This is a genomic window from Aquabacterium sp., from assembly GCF_048860245.1.
Taxonomy (GTDB): domain Bacteria; phylum Pseudomonadota; class Gammaproteobacteria; order Burkholderiales; family Burkholderiaceae_C; genus Aquabacterium.
On record NZ_JBLIZW010000053.1, the window covers coordinates 1 to 4,093 of the forward strand.

The 4,093-nt window shown below is 63.7% G+C and carries 6 protein-coding genes; 3 read left to right on the forward strand and 3 right to left on the reverse strand.

Features of this window, described 5'->3' with window-relative positions; translation table 11 throughout:
• Together ACMV18_RS06180 and ACMV18_RS06185 are read right to left on the reverse strand one after the other, a co-directional pair.
• Positions 1-476 (reverse strand): PAS domain-containing protein (locus tag ACMV18_RS06180; RefSeq protein WP_420817121.1); only part of this gene is annotated, 476 nt, incomplete at its 3' end.
• A gap of 39 nt (positions 477-515) precedes the next feature.
• A complete protein-coding gene (locus tag ACMV18_RS06185) occupies positions 516-1,688 on the reverse strand; it encodes a GGDEF domain-containing protein (protein WP_420817122.1) in 1,173 nt (390 codons plus the stop codon).
• Between the two features lie 204 nt (positions 1,689-1,892).
• On the opposite strand from ACMV18_RS06185, the gene ACMV18_RS06190 reads away from it, so the two are divergent.
• The 3 genes from ACMV18_RS06190 (at position 1,893) to ACMV18_RS06200 (ending at position 3,723) form a co-directional block, all read left to right on the forward strand.
• The gene (locus ACMV18_RS06190; protein ID WP_420817123.1) at positions 1,893-2,453 is read left to right on the forward strand and encodes a cytochrome b; all 561 of its coding nucleotides are present in this window, start codon (positions 1,893-1,895) and stop codon (positions 2,451-2,453) included.
• A gap of 41 nt (positions 2,454-2,494) precedes the next feature.
• Positions 2,495-3,067: a YceI family protein gene (locus ACMV18_RS06195; RefSeq protein WP_420817124.1), complete on the forward strand. Its 573-nt coding sequence runs from the start codon at positions 2,495-2,497 to the stop codon at positions 3,065-3,067.
• 77 nt (positions 3,068-3,144) lie between these two features.
• Entirely contained in the window at positions 3,145-3,723 is a 579-nt protein-coding gene (locus tag ACMV18_RS06200; protein ID WP_420817125.1) for a YceI family protein, read from the forward strand.
• A 103-nt stretch (positions 3,724-3,826) separates the two neighbouring features.
• Here ACMV18_RS06200 and ACMV18_RS06205 read toward each other — a convergent pair.
• The coding region (locus ACMV18_RS06205; protein WP_420817126.1) for a PEP-CTERM sorting domain-containing protein at positions 3,827-4,093 on the reverse strand (267 nt) is incomplete at its 5' end.

The following is a 4,093-nucleotide window of genomic DNA, read 5'->3' on the forward strand; positions in this document are numbered from 1 at the left end:
AGGGGGGTGCGCAGGGCGTGCCCCATGCCTGCGAGCACGTCGAAGCCGGTCGAGGCCTCCGGTGGCGCCGTGGACAGGGCTGGCGGGATGGGGCCTTGCTGCGCCAGCATGCGCCCCAGAAGTTGCACGGCCCGCCCATCCGGGGCACGCAGCAGGTGCATTTGCAGGGGCACGCGTGCCTGGCGTCCGCCGTCTGGCGCGCGCAACAGGTGCACGACGATGGGCAGTGGGGACCCAGCCAGCACAGCGTCCAGCTGGGCTGTGCCGGTGGCCTTCTCGTCGGGGTGAAGGAGATCGAGCAGATGTCGCCCGATCAGCGTGTCAGGGGGGGCGCCCAGGCGTTCGCCTGCGCAGGGGTTGGCCTCCAGGATGTGGCCATCGAGGCTGACCCGCAGCAAGCCGACATCGAGCACGCCAAAGATCAGGCGATGCGCGTCGTCACCATCGGCAGCAGGTGGGACCTCGAGGGCGGGCATGGTCAGGGGGCCTGTCGGGCAGGCTGAACAGACAAGCCATCAGTGTGCCGCAGCCACGGGCGTGCGGGGGCGCTTTCCCACCAGAGAGGGAAGCTGGTCGTCGATCACAGTGCGGTTGCGTCCCTCGGCCTTGGCCCGGTACAAGGCCTGGTCGGCGCGTTCGATGCAGATGCTGAGCTCTTCCACATCGTCGTAGCCGGTCAAACCTGCCGAGAACGTCACCCGCAGGTCGGGCATGTGCGCCAGCAGGGGGGCGCTCGCGAGCATGTCGCGGGCCCGCTCCAGGCCGATGTTGGCCAACTCGGGTGACGTGTCGTTGATCAGCAGCAGGAATTCCTCACCGCCCCAGCGGGCGAACACATCGTTGTCGCGCAGGGCGCGCTGCAAGGTGGCGGCAAACTCGCGCAGCACCTCGTCACCCACGCCGTGGCCATGGGTGTCGTTGATGCGCTTGAAGTGGTCGATGTCGAGCAGGGCCAGGCAGAAGCGGTGGTGGCCGGAGCGGATCAGGCGTTTTTGGTGCTGGGTCAGGACCTCCATCATGTGACGGCGGTTGAACAGGCCGGTGAGCTCGTCGCGGGTGGCCAGGATCTGGATGCGGGTCAGGGCCTGGGCCAGCTCGTTCTTCTGGCTCTGCAGGCGCATCCGCATGCTGTTGAGCTGGCCCGCCAGGCTCGAGATGGTGGGCAAGATGGCCGCGATCAGGATGAAGTGAGCGAGCTCGAGCTGGTAGGGGTAGTTCTCGGGGTCGGTCAGGGTCTTGTAGACCATGGCACAGCCCATCAGGCCCAGGCTGTAAAAGCCGGCCAGGCGCGAATCACGCTGGCTCATGTTGAAGATGCCGAACACCTGCACCAAGGTCAGCAGCATCATGATGGAGCCGTGGATGCGGCCGGTCACCGAATAGGCATAGGTGATGATGGTCAGGGCGGACAGCACCTGCGGCAAGGTGAGCGCCGGATCTCGGAACCGAAGGTTCAGTCCGGAGCGCAGCAGCGCGTACCAGAAGACGACGTTGACGAGGATGACGATGGACAGGCGCCAGACGTACTGAGCCTCCATGAAGCCGTGCCGGTAGGCATAAATCTGCAGACCAATGCAGGCCAGAAAGACGAACGCCGCAGTCAGGGAGCGCGAAATGCGCAACTGTTGCTTGCGTTCATGACCCAGGATCAGGGTGGCCAGCTGGCGAAAGAAGGCGGATGCGTGCATGTTGCGTGTTTGGGACCCATCATGTGCCATGGGGCAAGCCGGTGCAAGCCCGAATCAGGGGATAGGGCGGGGGGTAAAACCCGTAGGAAAGCCGGACAGCCCATTCAAAAAGATTGAATCAAGGCGTGAACCGATCTCAATCTGGTGGGCGCAGGGGCTCGTTAGAGTAAGGACCATCATGCTGAATCTTTGGGAAGGGCTGTCATGACCTCACACACCACCTCTGAGCCGCGCTACGGCTTGGTGGCCATGGCCTTGCACTGGGTGCTGGCGGTTTTCATTCTCTCTGTCTTTGCGGTGGGGATCTACGTCGCGGACTTGCCGTTTTCCCTTGCCAAGCTCAAGTTGATCAACTGGCACAAATGGGCGGGGGTGACGATCCTGGCGTTGTCGTTCTGGCGTCTGGTGTGGCGCCTGACGCACCGACCACCTGCGCTGCCGGCGCGCATCGAGCGGGCCATGCCGGGCTGGCAGCGGGTGGCCTTCCATGGCATCCATCACCTGATGTACGTGCTGTTCTTCGCTGTGCCGCTGCTGGGCTGGGCCTACAGTTCTGCCAAGGGCTACCCCATCGTCTGGTTCGGCGTGTTGCCTTTGCCCGATTGGGTGCCCGTCAGTGAGCCTTTGGCGCAGGTGCTCAAGCCCCTGCACGCCTTGTCCGCCTATGGCTTGATTGGCCTGGTGGCCCTGCATGTGGCCGCGGCCCTCAAGCACCAGTTCGTCGACCGCGACGGCCTGATCGACCGCATGCGCCCTGGCCGTTGAGCCGCGCAGGCTTTCTCTCCTGTTTCACAAGGATGCCGACCATGTTTTCTCGCCGTACCGTGTTGAGCGCTGTGGCGCTGAGTGCTGCCGTCTGGGGCCTGTCGGCCCATGCCGCAGGCCAGACCCTGGTGCCGGCCCAGAGCGAAGTCACCTTCGTGGCCAAGCAGCTGGGCGTGCCCCTGCAAGGGCGTTTCAAGCGTTTCCAGGCCCAGGTCGCTTTCGACCCCAAGGCCCTGGCCACCAGCAAGATCGCCTTCGAGTTGGACCTGGGCAGCGTGTCGCTCAATGCCGACGCGGACGCCGAGCTGCCCAAGGCAGAGTGGTTCAATGTGCCCAAGTTCCCGAAGGCCACGTTCCAGTCCAGCGCCATCCAGGCTTTGGGCGGGGGCAAGTTCCAGGTGCGCGGCAAGCTGGCCATCAAGGGCCAGGCGCGTGACCTGGTGGTGCCGGTGACGCTGACCCAGGCCAAGGGCGTGAGCACGGCATCGGGCGCCTTCACGCTCAAGCGACTGGACTACCGCATTGGCGAAGGCGACTGGACCGACACGTCCATCGTCGCCAACGATGTGCAGGTGCAGTTCAAGCTGGTGCTGCAGGGCGTCCCAGCCCTTTGATCGGCCGACTTTCGTCTTCTTTCGTTTGTGTTTTCTTCAGTGCCGACCCGGCACGCATTCTTCTCAGGAGCTCTGACATGACCCGTACCGTGATCGCTTCCGTTGTGACCGCTGCCACCCTGGCTGCTGTGGGTGTGGCCCACGCCGCCCCGGCCACCTACGCCATCGACCCCACCCACACGTTCGTGACCTTCGAAGCCAAGCACTTCGGCACCTCGACCAACTGCGGTCGCTTCGACAAGAAGTCGGGCACCGTGACCCTGGACAAGGCCGCCAAGACCGGCTCGGTGGACATCACGATTGACATGGCGTCGATCAGCACCGGCACCGCCAACTTTGACGGTCACCTCAAGGGCAAGGACTTCTTCAATGCCGAAGCCTTCCCCAAGGCCACGTTCAAGAGCTCGCGCTTCATCTTCGACGGTGACAAGGTGAGCGCCGTGGTGGGCGATCTGACCCTGCTGGGCAAGACCCAGACCGTGACCCTGTCGGCCAACCACTTTGGCTGCTACGACAACCCGATGCTCAAGCGCGAAGTGTGCGGCGGCGACTTCGAGACCACCATTCAGCGCGAGAAGTTCGGCATGACCTATGGCCTGCCCTTCATTCCCAACGATGTGAAGTTGGTGATCCAGGTGGAAGCTGTCAAGCAGTAAGCATCAGAAGTGATGACGTCTCCGGAATGGGGGCGCACCGATGACAAAAAAGGCCGGTTGTGTGATGCAGCCGGCCTTTGGTTTGGGCGGATCTACCGTGAGGTCAGGCGGTGTGACGGCGTCGACGCGCCACAGCCACGATGCCGACCAGGCCCAGGCCCATCAAGGCGTAGGTTGAGGGTTCGGGGATGGCCGGAACATCGATGGGGGGCAGGTCGATCGGTGGTTGGACATCTGGGCGAAGGGCGGTCAAACTCATGCTGCTGAAGACGTTCAAGTTCAACGCGAGCAGACCGTTCATGTCGGCTTGTCCGAGGTTGGTCAGTGTGAATTCGAAGTCGCGTGAACTGGCGGTTTGGACGGTCCGGGT

What these genes read in the sequence shown, in the direction of transcription:
- ACMV18_RS06190 (WP_420817123.1), top strand. Translation starts at nt 1,893, where the DNA reads ATGACCTCACACACCACCTCTGAGCCGCGCTACGGCTTGGTGGCCATG.
- ACMV18_RS06200 (WP_420817125.1), top strand. Translation starts at nt 3,145, where the DNA reads ATGACCCGTACCGTGATCGCTTCCGTTGTGACCGCTGCCACCCTGGCT.
- ACMV18_RS06195 (WP_420817124.1), top strand. Translation starts at nt 2,495, where the DNA reads ATGTTTTCTCGCCGTACCGTGTTGAGCGCTGTGGCGCTGAGTGCTGCC.
- ACMV18_RS06185 (WP_420817122.1), bottom strand. Translation starts at nt 1,688, where the DNA reads ATGCACGCATCCGCCTTCTTTCGCCAGCTGGCCACCCTGATCCTGGGT.